The organism is Lentzea sp. HUAS12 (assembly GCF_024125735.1).
GTDB classification, from domain to species: Bacteria; Actinomycetota; Actinomycetes; order Mycobacteriales; family Pseudonocardiaceae; genus Lentzea; species Lentzea albida.
Genome location: NZ_CP099738.1, coordinates 492,785 through 512,712, shown reverse-complemented (window position 1 = coordinate 512,712; position 19,928 = coordinate 492,785). Strand labels below are relative to the sequence as shown.

The 19,928-nt window shown below is 70.5% G+C and carries 19 protein-coding genes and 1 pseudogene; 8 read left to right on the top strand and 12 right to left on the bottom strand.

The annotated features are described in order from the left end of the window. Positions 1-23 precede the first annotated feature (23 nt). Positions 24-1,376 carry a gamma-glutamyltransferase gene (locus tag ND450_RS02535; RefSeq protein WP_253324543.1) on the bottom strand — a complete coding sequence of 451 codons (1,353 nt, stop codon included), beginning with the start codon at positions 1,374-1,376 and terminating at the stop codon, positions 24-26. A gap of 159 nt (positions 1,377-1,535) precedes the next feature. Between ND450_RS02535 and ND450_RS02530 the strand changes: the two genes are divergently transcribed. From ND450_RS02530 to ND450_RS02520, 3 genes are all read left to right on the top strand, one after another. Next, a complete protein-coding gene (locus tag ND450_RS02530) occupies positions 1,536-1,985 on the top strand; it encodes a MarR family winged helix-turn-helix transcriptional regulator (RefSeq protein WP_253324542.1) in 450 nt (149 codons plus the stop codon). Positions 1,986-2,069: 84 nt separating this feature from the next. Next, positions 2,070-3,281, top strand: a complete 1,212-nt coding sequence (locus tag ND450_RS02525) for a glycosyltransferase (RefSeq protein WP_253324541.1) — start codon at positions 2,070-2,072, stop codon at positions 3,279-3,281. Further along, positions 3,278-4,690: a UDP-glucose/GDP-mannose dehydrogenase family protein gene (locus ND450_RS02520; protein ID WP_253324540.1), complete on the top strand. Its 1,413-nt coding sequence runs from the start codon at positions 3,278-3,280 to the stop codon at positions 4,688-4,690. The genes ND450_RS02525 and ND450_RS02520 overlap by 4 nt, the downstream gene beginning before the upstream one ends. Here the strand turns inward: ND450_RS02520 and ND450_RS02515 are convergent. Both ND450_RS02515 and ND450_RS02510 read right to left on the bottom strand, forming a co-directional pair. Further along, positions 4,637-5,206 (bottom strand): DNA-binding protein, encoded by a 570-nt coding sequence (locus ND450_RS02515; RefSeq protein WP_253324539.1) that lies wholly within the window; start codon positions 5,204-5,206, stop codon positions 4,637-4,639. The genes ND450_RS02520 and ND450_RS02515 overlap by 54 nt on opposite strands. Before the next feature lie 59 nt (positions 5,207-5,265). After that, positions 5,266-5,688 (bottom strand): annotated as a pseudogene (locus tag ND450_RS02510) (hypothetical protein); the annotation flags it as partial. A 215-nt stretch (positions 5,689-5,903) separates the two neighbouring features. On the opposite strand from ND450_RS02510, the gene ND450_RS02505 reads away from it, so the two are divergent. Beyond that, positions 5,904-6,497 (top strand): DedA family protein, encoded by a 594-nt coding sequence (locus tag ND450_RS02505; RefSeq protein WP_253324538.1) that lies wholly within the window; start codon positions 5,904-5,906, stop codon positions 6,495-6,497. Here ND450_RS02505 and ND450_RS02500 read toward each other — a convergent pair. The 3 genes from ND450_RS02500 to ND450_RS02490 form a co-directional block, all read right to left on the bottom strand. Beyond that, positions 6,404-7,612 (bottom strand): MFS transporter, encoded by a 1,209-nt coding sequence (locus tag ND450_RS02500; protein ID WP_253324537.1) that lies wholly within the window; start codon positions 7,610-7,612, stop codon positions 6,404-6,406. The two genes, ND450_RS02505 and ND450_RS02500, sit on opposite strands and share 94 nt — an antisense overlap. Before the next feature lie 209 nt (positions 7,613-7,821). Further along, positions 7,822-9,033 carry an MFS transporter gene (locus ND450_RS02495; protein WP_253324536.1) on the bottom strand — a complete coding sequence of 404 codons (1,212 nt, stop codon included), beginning with the start codon at positions 9,031-9,033 and terminating at the stop codon, positions 7,822-7,824. 159 nt (positions 9,034-9,192) lie between these two features. Beyond that, positions 9,193-9,927 (bottom strand): carbonic anhydrase family protein, encoded by a 735-nt coding sequence (locus tag ND450_RS02490; protein WP_253324535.1) that lies wholly within the window; start codon positions 9,925-9,927, stop codon positions 9,193-9,195. Positions 9,928-10,251: 324 nt separating this feature from the next. On the opposite strand from ND450_RS02490, the gene ND450_RS02485 reads away from it, so the two are divergent. Further along, positions 10,252-10,602, top strand: a complete 351-nt coding sequence (locus tag ND450_RS02485; RefSeq protein ID WP_253324534.1) for an MmcQ/YjbR family DNA-binding protein — start codon at positions 10,252-10,254, stop codon at positions 10,600-10,602. Here ND450_RS02485 and ND450_RS02480 read toward each other — a convergent pair. After that, positions 10,599-11,507, bottom strand: a complete 909-nt coding sequence (locus ND450_RS02480; RefSeq protein ID WP_253324533.1) for an MBL fold metallo-hydrolase — start codon at positions 11,505-11,507, stop codon at positions 10,599-10,601. The two genes, ND450_RS02485 and ND450_RS02480, sit on opposite strands and share 4 nt — an antisense overlap. Positions 11,508-11,589: 82 nt before the next feature. Here ND450_RS02480 and ND450_RS02475 point away from each other — a divergent pair, with 82 nt between their 5' ends. Then, entirely contained in the window at positions 11,590-12,420 is an 831-nt protein-coding gene (locus ND450_RS02475; protein ID WP_253324532.1) for a LysR family transcriptional regulator, read from the top strand. On the opposite strand, the gene ND450_RS02470 is transcribed toward ND450_RS02475, so the two are convergent. Next, positions 12,390-12,935: a bifunctional 2-polyprenyl-6-hydroxyphenol methylase/3-demethylubiquinol 3-O-methyltransferase UbiG gene (locus ND450_RS02470; protein WP_253324531.1), complete on the bottom strand. Its 546-nt coding sequence runs from the start codon at positions 12,933-12,935 to the stop codon at positions 12,390-12,392. The two genes, ND450_RS02475 and ND450_RS02470, sit on opposite strands and share 31 nt — an antisense overlap. A 55-nt stretch (positions 12,936-12,990) precedes the next feature. Between ND450_RS02470 and ND450_RS02465 the strand changes: the two genes are divergently transcribed. Beyond that, positions 12,991-14,166, top strand: a complete 1,176-nt coding sequence (locus tag ND450_RS02465; protein ID WP_253324530.1) for an SGNH/GDSL hydrolase family protein — start codon at positions 12,991-12,993, stop codon at positions 14,164-14,166. A gap of 88 nt (positions 14,167-14,254) precedes the next feature. Then, positions 14,255-14,830, top strand: a complete 576-nt coding sequence (locus ND450_RS02460; RefSeq protein ID WP_253324529.1) for a DUF4232 domain-containing protein — start codon at positions 14,255-14,257, stop codon at positions 14,828-14,830. On the opposite strand, the gene ND450_RS02455 is transcribed toward ND450_RS02460, so the two are convergent. The 4 genes from ND450_RS02455 to ND450_RS02440 form a co-directional block, all read right to left on the bottom strand. Next, on the bottom strand, positions 14,827-15,744 hold the full coding sequence (locus tag ND450_RS02455) for a LamG domain-containing protein (RefSeq protein ID WP_253324528.1): 918 nt from the start codon (positions 15,742-15,744) through the stop codon (positions 14,827-14,829). The genes ND450_RS02460 and ND450_RS02455 overlap by 4 nt on opposite strands. Continuing rightward, positions 15,741-17,798, bottom strand: coding sequence for a sorbosone dehydrogenase family protein (locus tag ND450_RS02450; RefSeq protein WP_253324527.1), 2,058 nt, complete (start codon positions 17,796-17,798; stop codon positions 15,741-15,743). Before ND450_RS02450 ends, ND450_RS02455 begins: the two co-directional genes overlap by 4 nt. A 334-nt stretch (positions 17,799-18,132) precedes the next feature. Beyond that, positions 18,133-18,924 carry an ABC transporter ATP-binding protein gene (locus ND450_RS02445; protein WP_089915844.1) on the bottom strand — a complete coding sequence of 264 codons (792 nt, stop codon included), beginning with the start codon at positions 18,922-18,924 and terminating at the stop codon, positions 18,133-18,135. Next, complete coding sequence (locus ND450_RS02440) at positions 18,921-19,928, bottom strand: ABC transporter substrate-binding protein (RefSeq protein ID WP_253324526.1); 1,008 nt, start codon at positions 19,926-19,928, stop codon at positions 18,921-18,923. Before ND450_RS02440 ends, ND450_RS02445 begins: the two co-directional genes overlap by 4 nt.

The window sequence follows — 19,928 nt, the reverse complement described above, 5'->3', positions numbered from 1 at the left end:
TATCCCATTATGCGGGCAACATCTCACACGACGACGATCGCGCCGTCGCGACGGTGATCTGCACCACCCCTGAGCAGCCCGGATCCGGTCATCTCCACCACCTGGCAGCCACCGAAGAACATGTTCGGCGCCCGGAATCGCGTGACCGGCAATTCACTTTCCGGTCGAATTCCCGGCTCGACGTGGAGGTGGTCCCCGCTCAGGTGCATCCGGGGCGCGTCGACGGCCGCCTGGGCGGGCATGCCGCGGTCCAGGACGTTCACGAGCACCTGCAGGATCGCGCCGCAGATCCGGCTGGACCCGGCGCTGCCGAGCACGAGCTCCGCCTGGCCGTCGTTCGTCACGACCGTCGGCGCCATCATCGACGGCAGCCGGTCACCCGGCGCGTGGCTGAAGAACCCGTCGGGCGACAGGTCCTCCTCCCCCATCATGTTGTTGAGGTGCACCCCGGCGATCGAGATCCCGGACCCCGCGCCGTTCGTGGTCGTGACGCTGCACGCCGTGCCGTCCGCGTCGAGCACGGAGATGTGCGTGGTGGACCCGAGCCGGTTGAGGTGCGTCTTCGGCGTGGCCAGCGCCCGGAGGAGGTCCTGCTGCGAGGGATCGTCCGGCAACGCTTCGAGCATCTGCGCCAGCAACGCCCCACCGGCCGCGGGCGGCGGGTTCGTGCGGATGTCACGGCCGCGATGCCGGACGTGCAGCGGTTCCCTGGCGACGACTTCGTAGGCCTCCAGGTCCGCTCTGGTGAGGTCGCCGCCCCGGCTCGCGATCCAGTCGGTGACCGCTGTCGCGACGTCACCGGAGTAGAACGGCTCCGCGCCGTCGGTTCCGAGCCGTTCGAGGGCCTCGGCGACCTCGGGCTGGACGAGGATCTCGCCCTCCTCCAGGGCGTTGAGGCCCGCACTGCGCGCGAGCGGCAGCAGCAACGACGTCACGTACGCCTGGTACCGGTTCACCCGATGGCCTTCACGCGCGTGCTTCACCGCGGCGGCCACGAGTTCGTGCAACGGCGCCCGGCCGTAGGTGGCGGCTTTCGAGGCGCCTGCGGGCATCCCGTACGCGGCGACCGACGACGGTCCCACGTGGAACTCCTGCTGCGCGTCACCGAAGTGGACGGTGATGGGGTCGAGCGGAGCCCGGTCCCCTGTCGTCCCCCGACCCGGCGCCACAGCCGAGAAGTCCAGCAGCACAGGCGTTTCCCCGGCGGGCGCGATCATCATGTACCCGGCCGACCCGAGCCCGGTCAGCAGCGGTTCGGTGACGCACGAGGTGAGCATCGCCGCGACGGCCGCGTCCACGGCGTTCCCACCGGCGCGCAGCATCGCCGCGCCCGCTTGTGCGGTGAGCGGGTGGCCCGCCGCGATCGCGCCTCGCACGGTCTACCTCCACGAAGAGAAGGCAGCCCACGGTAGACCCGTGCGGAACCGGCCTGCCACCCGGCGGCGGCGTGGTCCGTCGAGGACCACCGTCACCGGCCCCGCCCGCGCGTCGTCTCCGGCACCCGCACGCGGCTGACGGATGAAAAACTGCGCGGTATGTCAGATTCACTGTCAATTTCCACGGCCGAGAACCTGCGCGAGGTGTTCATCATGCTGACGCGCGGCTCGGTGGAGGCGATGCGCCCCGTGGACATGACGCCTTCCCGGTTCCGGGTCCTGGCGACGCTGCACGGCGCGGGTCCGCTGCGCATGAACGACCTGTCGGCGATGCTCAGCATCGTCCCGAGGTCGGTGACGGACACCGTGGTGCCGCTGGAGCGCCAGGGACTGGTCCAGCGGGAGAGGGACCCTCGCGACGGCCGTGCGCAGGTGGTGTCGCTGACCCCCGCCGGACGTGCCACGTACGACGCGGTGTCGGCGAAGTTCTTCGCGGCGGCGTCCGAGGTGCTGTCCGTGCTCGACGACGACGAGAAGCGTCAGCTCGAAGGCCTGCTGAAGGCCGTGAGAGACCGTCAGCCGACGAACGGCAAGCCATCGCAGCGGTGACTCTCCGAACACGATCACTTCTTGACAGTGACGAGAATGCTGAGGAGCCTCAGTATTAGCGTTGCTGACAAGGGGAGCTCCACCATGAAGTTGTTGTTCACGAGCACGTCCGCGGAGTCGCATCTGAGGACGCTGCTGCCCGTCGTGCAGACCGCCGTCGCCGCGGGTCACGAGGTCCGCCTGGCCGCGCCGGCCGACCTGGCACGCGTCATCGAGGCGCTGGGGGTGCGGCACGTCGAGGCGGGGATCGACCTGATCGCGGCCGCTCCGCCCGCGATGGCCTCGATGATGGCGGCCGTGCGGGACGACCCCGCGGCGATGACGGCGATGATGCGCGAGCCGAAGGTCGACGTGGTCAACACGGTGATGGCCTCGCCGGAGGCGGCCGTACCCCTGGCACGGGACGTGCTGGAACACGGTGAGCGGTGGCGGCCGGACGCGCTGGTGCGCACGGCGAGCGAGATGGGCGGCGCCCTGGCCGCGGAGGTCTGGGGGATCCCGCAGGTCATGGTCGCCACGGGGGCGGCGCTCATGCTGGACTTCGACGTCGCGGCCCGGACGCTGGAGCCGGCGCGCGCGGCACTCGGGCTCGCGCCCGCCTCCTCCGCCGAGTGGCTCGTGCCGGACCTGACGGCAGCGCTGATGCCGGACGCGTGGGCGCTGCCGAAGCTGCGCGGACGCGTCGAGCACTACCAGCACACGAACATCCGCACCGACTCCGTCCTGGACGCCCGGTACGCCTCCGCCGACGGCGCAAGGCCCTTCGTCTTCGCCGCGCTCGGCACGCAGGCCGGCCGCGGCCACTTCGCCGGCTTCTCGTCGGGCCTGCTGCGTGCCGTGATCGCCGGGCTCGGCCGGCTCGACTGCGACGCGGTCGTCGCGGTGGGAGCCCAGCGGGACCCGGAGGCGTTCGGTCCCGCACCGGCGAACGTCACGCTCGTCAAGGTCGCACCGCAGCAACAACTGCTCGGCGGATGCGACCTGTTCGTCACCCACGGCGGCTTCAACAGCATCCGCGAGTCGGTCCGCGCGGGCACCCCGGTCCTCGTGACGCCGTTGTTCGGTGACCAGCCGGTCAACGCCGAGCGGTGCGCCGAGTTCGGTTTCGGCCAGGTCCTCGACGTCGACGGCATCACCGCGGACGCGGTGGCGGACGCCGTGCGCACCGCGCTCGCCACACCGAGCCTGGGGTGGCGTGCCCGCGCGTGGCAACGCCGGATGCTGTCGCTGCCCCCGCTGGAAGCACTCGTCTCGGACGTCGAGAAGCTGGTCGTCGACGCGGCGGTGACGAGGTGACCGCGTGGGAGGAGCTGACGATCAGCGTCATCGGCACCGGCTACCTGGGTGCCACCCACGCCGCGTGCATGGCCGAGCTCGGGCACCGCGTCATCGCCGTGGACGTCGACGAGGACAAGATCGCGGCCCTCTCGGAGGGACGCCTGCCGTTCTACGAGCCGGGACTGAGCGAGCTCGTGGCGAAGCACGTCGGGTCCGGCGCGCTGCGGTTCACCACGTCGTTCCGCGAGGTCGCGCCCGCCACGATCCACTTCCTGTGCGTCGGCACTCCCCAGCGCCCGCGCGGGGACGGCGCCGATCTGTCCCACCTCGACTCCGCGGTGCGCTCGCTCGCCCCGTTCGTCACGGAGAAGTCCCTGGTGGTCGGCAAGTCGACGGTGCCGGTGGGCACGGCGGACCAGGTGCGCGCGCGGTTGCGGACGCTCACCGGCCGTCCGGTGGAGGTGGCGTGGAACCCCGAGTTCCTGCGTGAGGGACACGCCGTGGCCGACACGGTGCGCCCGGACCGCATCGTGATCGGCAGCGTCAGCGCCGAGGCGGACGAGGCGGTGCGCCGGTGCTACGGGCGCATCACGTCCGAGAACCCGGACCTGCCGGTGGTGAGCACGAACTACGCCAACGCCGAGCTGGTCAAGACCGCGGCCAACGCGTTCCTGGCCACCAAGCTCTCGTTCATCAACGTGGTGGCGGACATGTGCGAGGCGGCGGGCGGCGACGTGGCCGTGGTGGCGGAGGCGCTCGGACACGACCCGCGCATCGGCGGGCAGTTCCTGCGGGCGGGCCTCGGGTTCGGCGGCGGCTGCCTGCCCAAGGACCTGCGCGCGTTCCGCGACACCGCGGCACGGCTCGACGTCGTGGCGGGAGCGGACCTGCTGAGGCAGGTCGACCACGTCAACAACGAGCGGCGGCGGCACGTCGTCGACCTCGCGACCGAGCACTGCGGTGGCAGCGTGCTCGGCGTGCGCGTCGCGGTCCTGGGCGCCGCGTTCAAGCCCGGCTCCGACGACGTCCGCGACTCCCCCGCGCTCAACGTCGCCGCGTCGCTGCACCTGCGCGGCGCACAGGTCACCGTGCACGACCCGCAGGCGTTGTCCAACGCGCGCAAGGAGTTCCCGGCGCTGGACTACGCGGAGAACCTGACCGACGCGCTCACCGGGGCGTCACTCGCGCTCGTGCTCACCGAGTGGGAGGACTACCGCGGGCTCGACCCGGCCGCGGTGGGCGCGCTGGTGGAGCGGCGTGTGGTGCTGGACGCCCGCAACGCGCTGGACCGGGTCAGGTGGACCGCCGCGGGGTGGACCGTGCACACCGTGGGACGCTCGCAGCAGCCGCACGCCCGGCGGCCGCATCCCCCGTCACCGCGAGGCGTGGGAGCCGATCAGCTCGGCGAGCCGGTCGGCGTCGGCTGAGCCGGGTGCGGCGCTGAAGACGATCGCGCACAGGCCGTCCCGCAGGCCGACGACGTCGCTGCCGATCGTGATCGGCCCTGTCCCGAAGTCGAGCACGACCCGCCCGCCGGCCGGACCGGGTGCCGAGGCCACGCTCCAGAGCGCGTCGAACGCCTCGCTCCCCGTGCGCAGCCCCGTGACGAGGTCCGCCAGGGCCTCGTCACGCGGGTGGCGCAGCACCGCCCTGCGCAGGTCGTCGACGAGCAGCCGCCGGAACTCCGCCTCCTCCTCCGCCGCGCGGCGGATCCGGCTCCCCGTCCCGGTGAAGACCTGCCGGGCGACGTTGCGCCCGGCCGGGTCGGCGCCGGAAGCGTTGCGGCACATCGACCGCCACGCGGGAGTCCAGGCGACGATCGTCCACGACGCGTCGACCAGGCACACGGCGCTGCCGGCGTGCCGCCGCAGGAAGCGCTCGGCACCCGCCCCGCCTCTCGCGGCACGGTGCCGGCGGTGGGCGCGAACCCGGCGAGCGCGCACAGGCGTTCGTAGTCCGCCGCCGGCAACCGCAGCGCACGGGACAGCGCGTTCACGACGTCCGCGGGCGGGTGGCGACGGCCCTGCCCGACGCGCTTGAGGTAGTCCTCGGACACACCGGCGAGCCCGGCCGGCTCCTCACGCCTGAGCCCCGGCGCCCGCCGCCGGCCGAGGTCGTGCAGACCGAAGGCACCGGGAGAGGTCCGGTCGCGGAACTCGCGGACCGCGGCGCCGAGGGGAGCGAGACCATCCTGTCCGGACTGGGCGTGCCGAAGGGGCAACGGCCGGGCGTGCTCACCGCGGGAGCACGCGCCGCCGTCGGGACGGGCGCCAGGGTCATCTGGCTGGGCGCCTACGGCACCGGCCCGTCGGCGGAGGTCGCGAGCCTGCTCAACCGGCTCGTCCTCAAGGGCCTGGGTGCGGAGATCGCCGACAAGGAGGCGTCGGACGCGACCGTGCCGGCGGCCGGGGGCACCGTCTTCCACGCCGGGCCGCTGTCGCGCGACCTGCTCAGCCCGGCGCGGCGCACGGTCGGGCTGGACGAGTCACCGAAGAGCCTGCCGCGCCTCCGCGTGAGCCGCGAGACGGTGGCCGCCGCCATGCTCGACGAGGCCGAGAACCCCCGGTTCGCCGGACGGGTCGCCGTACCGCTCACGCGCTGAAGGTTGGAAGCCCGGTCAAAACGGGTAATTCGACAACCATGGAGTGGATCACTCGGCTGATGGAGGCGCTGGGCTCGCCCGGCGCGGGCATCGCGGTCGCGCTGGAGAACGTGTTCCCGCCGGTGCCGAGCGAGGTGATCCTGCCGCTGGCCGGGTTCACCGCCGGCCAGGGCAAGATCTCGCTGGTCGCCGCGATCCTGTGGACGACGGCGGGGTCGGTCGCCGGCGCCCTGGTGCTGTACGGCCTGGGCGCGTGGCTCGGGCTCGAGCGCCTGCGCGAGGTCGCCGACAAGATCCCGTTCGTCACCTCGTCCGATGTGGACAAGTCCGACGCGTGGTTCGACAAGCACGGCAACAAGGCCGTTTTCATCGGGCGGATGGTGCCGGTCGTGCGGAGCCTGATCTCCATCCCGGCCGGGGTGTCCGGGATGCCGGTCGTGAAGTTCACGCTCTACACGGCGGCGGGCAGCCTGGTGTGGAACACCGCGCTGATCCTCGCCGGGTACGCGCTCGGGGACAACTACGAGCTCGTCGACCGCTACCTGGGCTGGGTCTCCATGGTGGTGCTGGCCGCGCTGGCCATCGCCATCGTCTGGTTCGTCGTCTCGCGCGCCAAAGCACGCCGTTCGTAGAACACCGACGCCACCGCGATCGCGAGGCCGGCCAGCGACAACGCCACGCCCACCCAGGCCGTCGAGGTGTAACCCCAGCCCGCGGCGATCGCGAGACCGCCGAGCCACGCGCCCGCGCCGTTCGCGACGTTGAGCGACGAGTGGTTCGACGACGCCGCGAGCGACGGGGCGTCCGGGGAGGCGTCCATCAGCCTGATCTGCAGGGCCGCCGCGAGGATCTGGATGGTGAAGCCCAGCAGGAACAGGAACGCGAAGAGGAACACCGGGATGGTCGCCGTGAGACCGAACAGCACCAGGATCACGCAGACGGCGATCAGGCCGCCGAACACCGAGCCGGTCACCGAGCGGTCGACGAACCGGCCGCCGAACGTCGCGCCGAGCGTCATGCCGAGGCCGAACACCGCCAGCACCCACGGGACGACGCTCGCCGGCAGGCCGCCGACCTCGGTCGTGAGCGGGGCGACGTAGGAGTAGACGGCGAACATGCCGCCGAAGCCGATCATGCCGGTGAAGATCGCGAACCAGACCGTCGGGCGGCCGAACGCGCGGACCTCGCCCTTCATCGACGCGCCCTCGGCCTTCGGGACCCTCGGCACCCACGCCGCGATGGCCAGCGCGGTGATCACGGCGATCACCGCGACCGCCAGGTACGCCGTGCGCCAGCCGATCTGCTGGCCCGCGGCCGTTGCGAGCGGCACGCCGACGAGGTTCGCCACGGTCAGACCGACCATCACGCGCGCAACTGCCGTGCCTCGCCGTTCGGGAGCGACGAGCGCGGCGGCGACGACGGCCGCGATGCCGAAGAACGCGCCGTGCGGCAGTCCGGCGACGAACCGCGCGATGAGCAGCAACGTCTTGTCCTGGGCCGCGGCCGACAAGCCGTTGCCCAGGGCGACCGCGAGCATCAGGCCGATCAGCATGCCCTTGCGCGGGAGCTTGGCGCCGAGCACGGCGATCAGCGGCGCGCCGACGACGACACCGGCGGCGTAGAGGCTGATCGCGTGGCCGGCCTCGTAGTCGGGGATCCCGAAGGTCTCCGCGATCTGGGGCAGCAGGCCCATCGTCGCGAACTCGGTCGTACCGATGCCGAACCCGCCGAGCGCGAGAGCGGTCATGGCGCGGGTGGTGTTCAAGGCTTCCCCATGGCTGGTAGTAGCGGGCTAGGGCCTGTGTCGAGGTCCGGTTCGATGAGGGTCGAGCTTGAGGTGGTTCCTGGTGGTGCGGCCGGGACGGCCGCGTACCGGTGTCGTACGTGGGCGTCCCGGCCGTGCTGCCAGGGGCCGCCTCGGGCCCGGCTGTCGCGGATCGGACTTCGACACAGGCCTTAGTTAGCTACTGGAACCACTTTACGGTCCTTCTGACGCGCTTCAGAAGACTCCGGGCCGGTGCCGATGCTCACACGCCGGTCGAGGAATACCGACACGCCCGCGACCACCAGGCCACCGACCGCGAGCAGCGCGCCGATCCAGTTCGGCGAGGTGTAGCCGAGTCCCCGCTCGATCGCGAGACCGCCGAGCCACGCACCGCCCGCGTTGCCGAGGTTGAACGCCGCGATGTTGGCCGCACTCGCCAGCGCGGGCGCGCCTTCCGCGGTCTGCATGACCCGCATCTGCAACGGCGGCACGGTGGCGAACCCGGCCGCGCCGAACAGCACGATCGTGACGGCGGCGAGCACGGGCGAGTGCGCGGTGAACACGAACGCCGTCAGCACGGCGGCCAGCGAGATCAGGATGACGACGACGCTCTTCATCACCGACCGGTCCGCCGCCCTGCCGCCGAGCAGGTTGCCCGCGAACAGGCCCACGCCGAACAGCACCAGCAGCCACGTCACGGCTCCGGACGAGAAGCCCGCGACCTCGGTCATCATCGGCGCGATGTAGGTGAACGACGCGAAGACGCCCGCGAAGCCGAACGCGGTCATCAGCAGTGCGAGCCACACCTGCGGATTGCGGAACACGGCGAGCTCGCCGCGCAGGTCGCCGGACCTCGCTTCCTGCTTCGGCACGAGGAACACGATGCCGAGCAGGCCGATCACGCCGAGCGCCGTCACCGACCAGAACGTCGAGCGCCAGCCCAGTTCCTGGCCGAGCGCGGTGCCCATCGGCACGCCCAGCACGTTCGCCACGGTCAGACCGGTGAACATCAACGCGATGGCGCTCGCCCTGCGTTGCGGCGCAACGAGGTCAGCGGCGACGACCGAGCCGACGCCGAAGAACGCGCCGTGCGCCAGCGCCGCAATCACGCGTCCGCTCATCAGCACGCCGTAGGTGTCCGCGAGCGCGGAGACGAGGTTGCCCGCGATGAACAGCACCATCAGCCCGAGCAGCATCTTCTTGCGGGGCAGGCGTCCGCCGAGCACGGTCAGCAGCGGCGCGCCGATCACGACGCCGAGCGCGTACCCGGAGATCAGCAGTCCCGCGCCCGGGATCGAGACGCCCAGGTCAGCCGCCACCTCGGGCAGCAGACCCATGATCACGAACTCGGTCGTGCCGATGGCGAAGGCGCTGATCGCGAGGGCGAGCAGAGCGACAGGCATGTCACACAGTCCTTGAAGTCGTAGGTTGTCCGCGTGAGCAATAGTTGCACACGCGGGCAATTGCATGCGACTTGTGAATCGGTGAAGCCCGTCACGCTCGTGGGAGACACGAAGAAGGCCGGCCCCAGCGCCGGGACCGGCCTCCGCTCCGGGACGACCTCAGATGCGCGGGACCTCCACGAACGTGCGCCCGTTGAGCGGCTGCGTCGCACGGGCGTTGCCCGCGGTGAACAGACCCTTGAAGCGCGCGATGGTCGCGGCCGTCACGTGCCGCTCACCGGTGAGGTACCACTCGACGCCCTCGGTGAACGGCGCCGTGGTCAGCGAGCCGGTGTAGTGCAGCGTGTGGTGACCCGACGGCAGCAGGCGGTTGAGGTCGATCGGCGCGATGTCGACCGGCGCACCGCACTCCGGCGAGAGCCTCGCCAGCACGTCGTCCACGACCGAATGCGAACCGACCACCAGCGGGACGCCGACCACCAGTAACTTGCCGACGGCGCTGCGGTGCACGAGGTGCATCTCGAGCGGCGTGTTGCGGCCGCCGAACTGGTGCTCGGACGGCGTGTGGAAGTGGAACTGCACCAGGTCGTATCTTGTGCCGGCCACCGTGACGTGACCGGCGCCCGGTTCGACCTCCGCCTCCTCCGTCTCCTCGTGGTTGCGGATCGAGCAGCCGTTGTCGTCGGCCGTGTCCTTGCGGATGTACTTCAACTCCAGGGCGGAGTGCCCGTAGGACACGTCGAGCTTCGGCGCGTGGGGATCGAGCCGGATCGCGCCCGGCGTGACGTTGACGGGACTTTGCTTCGGCGTCGCCGACTCGGCAGAGCCACCCGCGAAGAACGCGGCGGTGAGCACGAGCGGAAGAACAGCCGGAAGTGACCGCTTGATGTTCATGAGGTCACTTTTCACCCGATCGGGTGAAATGGGGAAGTGGAGTGTGGTTGCGCTCTCATCGGTCGGAAATATTCCCGCCGCTCCTATCGGGACCGGACGGGACTGATTCAGCGCCCGGAAGTGCGTAGATGCAGGTCAGGCTCTTGCAAATCACTTGCGAAAAGCGGATTTCAACTGCGTTCGTTGACCATGCAAATTCGAATTGAGACGACCTCGCCATTGATGAACGAAAGCGTTCTCGATCACCATTGTCCGATTCACGGCGATTTGCCGAATTTGCCTGAAACGACTCCGACTAGGGAGCGCGTGCGGCAGGATTGCGCGATGGTCACCGTCGCCGACATCCGCGCCGTCGCACTGACACTGCCGCGCACCACCGAACACCTCATCCGCGACCGCGTGAAGTTCCGCGTGGGCCAGATCGTCTACGCCGCCCTCTCCCGCGACGAGACCGTGCTGGGCTTCGGCTACCCGCGCGAGGAACGGGAGGCGCTCGTGGCGAGCAACCCCGTCAAGTTCGCGCTGCCCGGCCAGTCCGACATGCGCTTCCAGTGGGTGCACGCCTCGATGGCCGAACTGGACGTCGAGGAGATGACCGAGCTCGTCTGTGGCGCTTGGGCTCTGTGCGTGCCGAAGAAGCTCATCCGCCAGCGGCTCGGCGACGATCTTTTTTAGTCGACACTGAAGCTATCGAGCACACCATCGGATGGAGGCTGCTCAGCGCACAGGCACCCGACCCCGGGCTCGATCCACTCCCGCCCCGTCCACTCCGGATGCCGCTCCACCAGCACCGCCCGCACCTCGGCCACGACCTCCTCCACTCCCGCAGCGGAGTCCCGCCGCCGCCAGGTCTCGTCCCGCAGCTCCCCCAGGTAGTCCCGAACGCCGCGCACCACCTCCACCCCACCCACCGATCCGTGGCCCGGCACGACAACGCGGGGTTCGCGAGCGATCAGCCCGTCCAGCACGCCGATCCACGCGAGGCCGGAGACGTCGGTGTCGTGCGGCGGGAACCACGGGAAGATCGCGAACTGCCCGGTCTCGGCCAGGTCTCCGGTGAACAGCACGCCGGCGTCCGGCACCTCGACGACCTGGTCGCCCAGCGTGTGCCCGCGCCCGGTCGGCCGCAGCACCACCGTGCGACCGCCGAGGTCGAGCTCGTGGACGCCGTCGGCCACCTCGTCCGGCACCGGCACCTCGACGTCCGCCAGCCGTTCCGCGACCGCGCCGCCGAAGCCGCGGAACATCTCCAGGTAGCCGGATCCCTTGCGGCGCAGGTCCTCCGCCTGCGCGCGGTTCACCACGTAGTGCTCGAACACGGACGCGCCGAACGCGTGCTCGGGGTGGAAGTGCGTCGTCGTCAGGTGGATCCGGCGTCCGCGGGCCACCTCCTCGGCGAACGCGCGCACGGCGGAGGCGTTGGTGTGGCCGAGGCCGGTGTCCACGACGAGGACGGCCTCGGTGCCGCCGATGATCCCGATGTTGGGCACCAGGCCGACGTGCTCGTTGGGGATCACCAGGACGTCCGGCGCGACTTCGACGGCACCGGACGTGTGGACCACGGGGTCGGGGAGGTTCATGTCCCCACTCCACCGGCGGGACGGGTGGCGCGTCCAAGACCGTCTGCGCAGGCCCGATACCGGGCGAGTATCGTGCCTGGTCATGGAGCTGCGGACCCTGCGCTACTTCGTCGCTGTCGCCGAGGAGCTGCACTTCGGCCGCGCGGCTCAGCGGCTGCACCTGAGCCAGCCGCCGCTGAGCCGGGCGATCAAGCACCTCGAGAACGACCTGGGTGCCACGCTGCTGCACCGCTCCCCCGCCGGGGTCACGCTCACCGACGCGGGCCGCGTCCTGCTGGCCGAGGCGAGGGCGCTGCTGGAGCACGCCGACCGCATCCGCGCCAAGCTCGCGCGCACCACCATCACCGTCGGCATGCTCGGCGACCACGCCGCCGGGCTGGCCGAGGCGTTCCGGCGCCGGCACCCGGACGTCGAGATCCGCGTCCGCGAGACCGACCTGACCGACCCCACCTGCGGCCTGCGCACCGGCCAGGTCGACGTGGCCCTGACGCGCGGACCGTTCGACGAGACCGGCCTGAGGACCCTGGTGGTGCGCCGGGACCCGGTCGGCGCGGTGCTGCGGCGTGACGACCCGCTCGCCGCCAGGGACCGGATCACCACCGCTGACCTGGAGGACCGCGACTGGTTCCAGTTCCCGGACGGCACCGACGAGGTCTGGCGGAACTACTGGAACGGCGGGCGACCGCGCACCGGCCCGACCGTCCGCGCGGTCCAGGAGTGCGTGCAGTCCGTGCTGTGGAACGGTTCCGTCGGCCTGGCCCCGCTCGGCCACGACCTCGGTGAGCTCGTGGTCGTGCCGTTGAGCGACATGGCGCCGAGCCCCGTCGTGATCGCGTGGACCGGGGACGACCCGCTCACCCGCGACTTCGTCGAGGCGGCGGCTCAGGCGTACCGGCTCACGGTGACCGCGTAGTCGCCGCCCTCGAACGGCTTGCGGTCCCACGTCGCGAAGCGTTCGACCAGCGTGAGCCCGGCGTCCGCGCAGTGCGCGTCGTACTGCTCGACGGTGTAGCCCCGGTTCAGGCCGAACCCGGCGATCAGCACGTTCCCGACGTGCCTCGCGACGCCTGCAACGAGCGCGCCCTGCGTGCCCGGCGGCGTGAACAGCGGCACGTTGCCCGCCATCACCACGACGTCGAACGTCCGTCCCAGGTCCAGCTCCGCCAGGTCCGAACGCACCCAGGTGATGTCCGGCGCCTGCTTGCGCGCGTACGCCAGCATCGACTCGTCGAGGTCGGCCCCGACCACCTCGATGCCGTGCCTCGCGAGCTCGATGCCGACCCGTCCGGTGCCGCACCCGGCGTCCAACACGGACGCCGGCTCGAAGGCGCGCACGAACGTCGCCTCCCCGTGCACGTCCACCCCGGACTCGGCAAGTGAGTCGAACCTGCGCTGGTACTCGGCCCCGTTCCACACGTCTGCCAGCATAGAACCGAAGATCGGCGGATACCGGACGTGTGGGAGCGCTGCCAAGGTCGAGGTCATGACCCGCTTTCTGCTGGCAGTGGCGTTGCTCGTGGCCGTGGCCTCTCCCGCGCAGGCCGCACCGCCCAGATGGGTCGGCACGTGGGCGGCCGCACCCTCCTCGGCCGTACCCGGCACCGACAACGGCTACGTGAACTACACGATCCGCAACATCGTGCACGTCAGCGCGGGCGGCAAGGAGGTCCGCGTCCGCCTGTCCAACGCCTTCGGCCGCACCCCGGTGCTGTTCGGCCAGGTCACGGTCGCCCGCGCGGCCGGTCCGGACACGCCCCTCGCGCTGCCCGGCACCGTGCGCACGCTGACGTTCGGCGGCTCGCAGTCCATCACCGCCCCGGCCGGCGCCGACGTGGTCAGCGACGGCGTGGCGCTGACCGTGCCCGCCGACTCCGACCTGCTCGTGAGCGTCCACACGCCCGAGCCCGGCGGCCCGGTCACCCACCACAACCTGACCATGCAGAACTCGTACTTCACCCGCGACGGCAATCACACGGCCGACGAGTCCGCCCTGGCGTTCCGCGAACGCACCACGAACTGGCACTACGTCTCGGGCGTCGACGTGCGCAGCTCGACCCTGCAGGGCAGCGTGGTCGCGCTCGGCGACTCGATCACCGACGGCGCGAACTCGACCTTCGGCGCGAACCTGCGCTGGCCCGACCAGCTCGCCGACCGCGTGAACACGCGCCTGGGCGTGCTGAACGCGGGCATCAGCGGCAACCGCCTCCTGCTCGACGGCGGCGGGGCCGGCGTGAACGCCCAGGCCAGGCTGAACCGCGACGTGCTCACCCAGTCCGGTGTCCGGACGGTGATCGTGTTCGAGGGCATCAACGACATCCAGCAGACACCGCACCAGACCGACCCGGCCAAGATCATCGCGGCGCTGCAGCAGATCGCCGCCCGGTCGCACGACCGCGGCCTGCGGGTGGTCGGCGCGACGATCACGCCGTTCAAGGGCTGGAACAGCTACACCGAGGAGCTGGAGCAGGTCCGCCAGAGCGTGAACGCGTTCATCCGCACGAGCCGCGACTTCGACGCCGTGGTCGACTTCGACCAGGTCATCCGCGACCCGGCGGACCCGCAGCGGATCAGGCCGGACTACGACGAGGGCGACCACCTGCACCCCGGTGACAAGGGCTTCGAGGCGATGGCGAAGGCGGTGAAGCTCGCCACGCTCTGACACCCGATCGGGCGGAACCGGTTTGCGGGACCCCTCACCCCGGTTATTCGACGGAGATCAACACGAACCACCGGTAAGGGGTCCACGCATGCGTCTCACGATCCTCGCCGCCGTCCTGGCGGTCGGCGCCACGGCCTGCGGAACGTCGAGCTCCGCGCCCCAGGGTCAGGCTGCGTCCACAACCGGCTCGGCCACGTCCACCCCGGCGTCCTCCACCGCCGCCTCGGCCTCCGACAAGCAGCAGGCGGCGGTGAAGGCCGAACTGACCATGCAGGGCAAGCCCGGCCTCGGTCTGCTCGCCGCGACGAACCAGAGCGGCGCGCCCATCACCTTCCAGGGCTGGCCGAAGCTCACCTTCACCAACCCCGCGAACGAGCCGGCGAACATCCCGGTCGAGCAGAAGCTGGTGCCGGGTGAGGGTCCGTCGATCACGCTGCAGCCCGGCCAGACCGCGTTCGCCGGGGTGCAGCTCGACGTGGACGACGACACGAACTCGTTCGCCATCAACGAGATGACGGTCGAACTGCCCGGCCTGGTGCCGGCGAAGGTGACGTTCATCGGCACGGACGGCCAGCCGATCGCCGACCTGACCAAGCTCAAGGTGAGCGAGGCCAAGGTCGGGACGATGCAGCCGGCCGCCCAGGGCGTGACGGTGTTCGACTAGCGCATCCAGCGGTACTGGAGCTCCACCTCCTGCGGATGGGCGGCCCGGTCCAGGAACATGAGGCTGTCCATCCGGCAGTTGCACGCGTTGCCCTCGCGGGTGTTCTGCGGGTAGCTGCCGCCGATCTTGTAGCCGCGCGGGTCGGTCGCCGTCGCCAGGTCGGGTTCCGGCTCGCCTTCGAGCTGCCACGGGTCGCCCGCCGTGACGTACCGGCCCGCGAGCGGCTTCCCGTTGCGGTACAACGCCATCGTGCCGGTGTCGAAGTCGAACGTGGCCGCGAGGTGCACCCATTGCTCCTGCGGCAACAGCTTCTGCCAGTCCTCCACGGCCGCGAACGTCTGCGAGGCGCCGCCGTCGAGTCTGCGTGCCAGGGCCACGAGCTTCAGTTCACCGTCGACCTGGATGAGCTCGAGCAGTGCGCGCACCGCGTGGCCGTTGGAGTCGCCGGTGAGAACGCCCGCCAGGCCGATGGCGTTGTAGAGGTCTGACGGATCGGCGGTGACCGAGTTCGGGGCGGGGTTCTGGCCCGTCATCTTCACCCAGCCCAGGATCGACGCCTCGCGTGCGCCGTTGAACGCCCTGAGCGTGGGCACGCCGGTCTCGCTGTAGAGGCCTGCCTTCCAGTCGTCGTTGCCGACTGTCTCGGGGTTGATCTGCTTGAGCTGCAACGAGGTTCGGCTCGACACGCCGTCGCGCACGCGCATGTCCGCGCCGCCGTTGATCAGGTGCAACGGCGTTCCCGAGCGGCCCCTGTCCTGTTCCAGGGCCCTGTTGCCGCGCACCGGGTGTTCGAAGTCGTAGTAGGACACCAGGTTGCGGGACAACGACGGCAGCACCGGGCCGAACGTCGCCTGAGCCGGTGCGGCGAGACCGAGGACGAAGGCCGCGGTCACCCCGAGAACCGCCGCCCTCATCGGATCGCCTTTCCCTGCACGCGCAGGTCGCGCAGCCTGCCGATGTTGTCGAACGAACCGAAGCCGACGCGACCCGACGCGAACGTCTTGTCCACAGCCGTCATCAGCGGATGCTGCGACCTGTCGACGTACACGGCGATCTCGCCACTGTCGGTGCAATGCTTGACCCGCACGCGATGCCACGCCGTGTCGGTGACGGCCGGAGGTGCGCCGACGGAACGCACGGCGTCCCACTGGTGGTCGAGGCGCAAGCGGTCGGCGTTGTTCAGGACGAAGATCCCGTTGTGCGGGTAGATCTTGTTGTCCGACGAGAGGTGCGCGTAGTAGAACTCGGTGTCGGAGCGGTACCCGAACACGATGATCACGTCCCGGTTGGACTCCGCGACGGGCGTGTCGAGCCGCACCGAGGCGTCCACCTGCACCGAGCCGAACGCCGGTCCCCTCCGCAGCACGGCGTACTCGAACGGGCGGCGCGGGCCGGGGCGGGCGACGCCGGGTTCGGCGAGCACGACCTCGCGGCCGGGGAACCGCCACAGTTCCGGGGTCACCGGCTGCCACGCACGCGCGTTCCCCGTTCCCGTGACGAGGTCGTGGCCGGAGCGGCAGGAGGCGAACGCGCGGGCGCCCGTCACCTTCCAGACCTTGCCGTTCGCCTTGGCCAGCACGTACAGCTCGCCCTCGGCGTCCTGGCCGAAGCGCAGGTCGACGCGGTTCGGATCGCCGACCAACGCCTTCATCGTCGTGAGCTCGCCGCCGGCGTACACCATCAGCTCGCGGGAGACGGCCATCGGCTGCCCAGCGCGCATCTCGCGTTCGTCGGCGAGGTAGAGCAGCCCCTTGACGCCCTCGCCGTAGATGTACTTGCCGCGCAACGAAGGGATCTTCGAGCCGCGGTAGACGAAGCCGCCCATCAACGCGTTGCCGCTGTCCGCACAGGGCTGCTGGGTGGACAGCCGGTTGTGGTCGAACGCCGTCACCGGGTAGGTGAAGCCGTACTTCGCGTCGTCGGCGGGCAGCGGGAACACCCCGCACGACGGGTCGCCGCGCCGGTACTCCCAGATCCCCTCGCGCTCGCTCCAGCCGAGGTTGGCGCCCTTGCGGACCTCGTACACCGAGTCCACGGCCTTCTCCCCGATGTGCCCCAGGAACATCCGGCGCGTCACCGGGTCCCAGCTGAAGCGGTACGGGTCGCGCATGCCGTACGCGTAGATCTCCCCCAGCGCCCCTGGTTTCTGCACGAACGGGTTCTTCGCCGGAACGCCGTAACGGCCGTTCACCCCGTTCGTACCGGCGGGGTCGATGCGCAGGATCTTGCCCTGCGGCAACCCGAGGTTCTGCGGCTCGGTGGTCGAGAACCCGGTGCCACCATCGCCGGACGCGACGTAGAGCAGGTGGTGGTCCTCATCCCACGGACGTGCCGTCGGGTTGAAGCCGATCTCCTGGAACCCGTGGATGAACGACCCGAAGCCCACCCTGAGCAACTCGCGCCGCGTGCCCGCGAAGACGTCCGCACGCGGGTCGTCAGCGGTCCACTCGGTGATCACCCCGTGCACCTGCGTGTTGCTCGGTGACGGCAGGTCCGGCTTCTTCGTCGTGAGCGCGGCCCCGGTCTCGGTGTGCACGGTGTAGAACTTGCCGTTGCGCCGGAAGTCCGGGTGGAACGCGGCGAACCCGAACCCGCTGCCCAGACCGCGGTGCGTGTGGAAGTCGGGCCCGACCGCCGCCCCCAGGTCGAGGAACGCGTGCTGGACCCCGTTCTCCAGCAGGTAGAGCTTGCCGTTCATGTCGGGCACGAACAGGCGGCCGGACCCGTCCGGCAGCTCGCCGAGGTAGTTGATCCTGTTGTACCGCACCAGTCTGCTGTCGGTCGGCGGCGGGACCGGCTGGGACTTCGGCAGCTGCGCCACCTCGGTCAGCTCCAGGCCGAGGCCGGACGGGCCGGGAGTCGGCAGCGGGTCGGCGATCGGCACGTCCACTTGCGCCGACGCGATGGGCGTGAACAGCGAGGAGAGCACGAGGGTTGTGACGGCTAGACGGGAAAGGCGTCGGTACATCCCCACCACCCTGTGGGCCAGGCCGTGTCCGCGGGCACGGCGACGGAAAGCGCTTTCCAACACGGCGGAGTTCGGACGCTACCCAGCTAATAGGGGTGTTACAACCCCCAGAGCGGAGTGGAGGGAGGTGCGGCGTGCGGTCTTGCGGGGGCGCGGGCGGAAACGGGTACGAGGCCTGCCGCGGACGCGTTGCGCCGCTTGGTGATGGTGGCGGCGGGTCACGGCAGCCACGCGCCGCACGGCGGCGTGTCAAGGCGGGACGCCCCCTCCCAGCCATGACTGGCAGCGACGCCGCCGCACCTCTCCACCACCCGCCTGCGGCGCCCCACCCCTCTCACTCCTGCCCCGTAGCCGCCCCCAACAGATCCCGGATCCGCGCCGTGGCCGAAGCGAACTCCGGCCGGGCCATCGTCGCGGTGTAGTCCCGCACCCCCGGCAGGTCCACCTCGATCACCTCGTGCACCACCGCGGGCCGTTGCGTCAGCACGATGACCCGGTTGGCGAGGTACACCGACTCCGCGATCGAGTGCGTCACCAGCAGCACCGTCGTGCCGGTCTCCCGCCACACCCGGTGCAGCTCGACGTTCATCTGCTCGCGCGTCAACGCGTCCAGCGCGCCGAAGGGCTCGTCCATCAGCAGCACGCGCGGTTGGTGCAGCAGGGCGCGGCACAGGGCCACGCGTTGCTGCATGCCGCCGGACAGCTCGTGCGGCAGGGCGTTCTCGAAGCCGGACAGGCCCGTCATCTCGATGAGCTCGTCGGCCCGGCGCGCCGCCTCGGCGCTGTTCATGCCGCGCATCTCCGCCTGCAGCAGGATGTTCCGGCGTGCGGAACGCCACTCCAGCAGCGCGGCTCGCTGGAACACGAAGCCGATGTCGTGTCGTGGGCCGCGTACCTCGGAGCCCAGCAACGTGACCGTGCCCGAGGACGGTTTCAGCAGGCCGGAGACGAGTTTCAGCAACGTCGACTTGCCGCAGCCGGAGGGGCCGACGATGGACACGAACTCGCCCGGCGCGACGTCCAGCGAGACCTGCTGGATCGCGGTCACCTCCGCGCGCTTCGAGCGGAAGCGCACGGAGACGTCGTCGATCGCCACGGAGGCGGCCATTTCCAAGGTTGCGCTCATCCCTGTGGTGCCACGCTTTCTTCCCAGTACGCGGAAGGCTTGGACGCCTCTTTGATGATGCCGGTCTGCTGGAAGGTCTCGATCGTCTTCTTCCAGTCCTCCACGGAGTTGACGCCCGGCGCCTTGCCCTTGGTGGCGTCGGTGTGCAGCAGCGTCAGCGTCGTCTTGAACTGCTCCAGCACGACGGTCGGTGACGGCAGCTGCTCGGCGGCGCCCTTCATCGACTCGGCCGCGGCCTCCGGCGCCTTCTCGGCCTCCGCCCAGGCCTCCTGGGTGGCCGCGACCATCTTCTTCACGAGCTCGGGGTTCTTCTGCAGCATGGACTTCGAGGTGAGCAGGCCGTTGCTGAAGTAGTTCAGGCCGAACTCGGAGAACCGGAGGTAGCCGACGCCCTTGCCGGCCTTCTCCGCGATGGTCGGGCCCTGGTCGGACGCGAAGCCGAGGAGCACGTCGGTGCGGTTCGAGATGACCGCGGCCATCTTGCCCGCCGGGTCGATGTTCTGGATCGAGACGTCGGACTCCTGCAGGCCGTTCTGCTTCAGGAACGCCGGGAACGTCTTCGTCAGCGCGTCGCCCGCGGTGGTGGCGACGGACTTGCCCTTGAGGTCGGACGGCTTGGTGATGTTCTTGTCGGTGAAGAACTGCACCGACGCCGGGGTGGTCTGCAGGAACACGCCGATGCTCTTGGCCGGCACGCCCTGCTCGACGGCCGTGGCGAGGGCGGACGTGTCCGCCCAGCCGAAGTCCGTCTGGCCGGCACCGGTCGCTGTGACGGTCTTGCCGGAGCCCTGACCTGCCTGGATCTTGAGGTTGATGCCGTGCTTGGAGTAGATGCCCTGCTTGACCCCGTAGTAGAACGGCGCGTGCTCGCCGTACGGGTACCAGTTGAGGGTCAGCGTGACCTCTCGGGCCTCACCGCCGGACCCGGACGTCGTGCCGCCGCCCCCGCCGCAGGCGGCGAGCACCAGCAACGCGGGGACGAGACCAGCGAGCAGCTTCTTCAT

Coding starts and splice junctions, on each gene's coding strand:
- ND450_RS02505 (WP_253324538.1), top strand. CDS start 5,904: ATGGAGTGGATCACTCGGCTGATGGAGGCGCTGGGCTCGCCCGGCGCG.
- ND450_RS02500 (WP_253324537.1), bottom strand. CDS start 7,612: ATGACCGCTCTCGCGCTCGGCGGGTTCGGCATCGGTACGACCGAGTTC.
- ND450_RS02470 (WP_253324531.1), bottom strand. CDS start 12,935: ATGCTGGCAGACGTGTGGAACGGGGCCGAGTACCAGCGCAGGTTCGAC.
- ND450_RS02530 (WP_253324542.1), top strand. CDS start 1,536: ATGTCAGATTCACTGTCAATTTCCACGGCCGAGAACCTGCGCGAGGTG.
- ND450_RS02480 (WP_253324533.1), bottom strand. CDS start 11,507: ATGAACCTCCCCGACCCCGTGGTCCACACGTCCGGTGCCGTCGAAGTC.
- ND450_RS02495 (WP_253324536.1), bottom strand. CDS start 9,033: ATGCCTGTCGCTCTGCTCGCCCTCGCGATCAGCGCCTTCGCCATCGGC.
- ND450_RS02460 (WP_253324529.1), top strand. CDS start 14,255: ATGCGTCTCACGATCCTCGCCGCCGTCCTGGCGGTCGGCGCCACGGCC.
- ND450_RS02465 (WP_253324530.1), top strand. CDS start 12,991: ATGACCCGCTTTCTGCTGGCAGTGGCGTTGCTCGTGGCCGTGGCCTCT.
- ND450_RS02455 (WP_253324528.1), bottom strand. CDS start 15,744: ATGAGGGCGGCGGTTCTCGGGGTGACCGCGGCCTTCGTCCTCGGTCTC.
- ND450_RS02490 (WP_253324535.1), bottom strand. CDS start 9,927: ATGAACATCAAGCGGTCACTTCCGGCTGTTCTTCCGCTCGTGCTCACC.
- ND450_RS02485 (WP_253324534.1), top strand. CDS start 10,252: ATGGTCACCGTCGCCGACATCCGCGCCGTCGCACTGACACTGCCGCGC.
- ND450_RS02450 (WP_253324527.1), bottom strand. CDS start 17,798: ATGTACCGACGCCTTTCCCGTCTAGCCGTCACAACCCTCGTGCTCTCC.
- ND450_RS02445 (WP_089915844.1), bottom strand. CDS start 18,924: ATGAGCGCAACCTTGGAAATGGCCGCCTCCGTGGCGATCGACGACGTC.
- ND450_RS02440 (WP_253324526.1), bottom strand. CDS start 19,928: ATGAAGAAGCTGCTCGCTGGTCTCGTCCCCGCGTTGCTGGTGCTCGCC.
- ND450_RS02525 (WP_253324541.1), top strand. CDS start 2,070: ATGAAGTTGTTGTTCACGAGCACGTCCGCGGAGTCGCATCTGAGGACG.
- ND450_RS02475 (WP_253324532.1), top strand. CDS start 11,590: ATGGAGCTGCGGACCCTGCGCTACTTCGTCGCTGTCGCCGAGGAGCTG.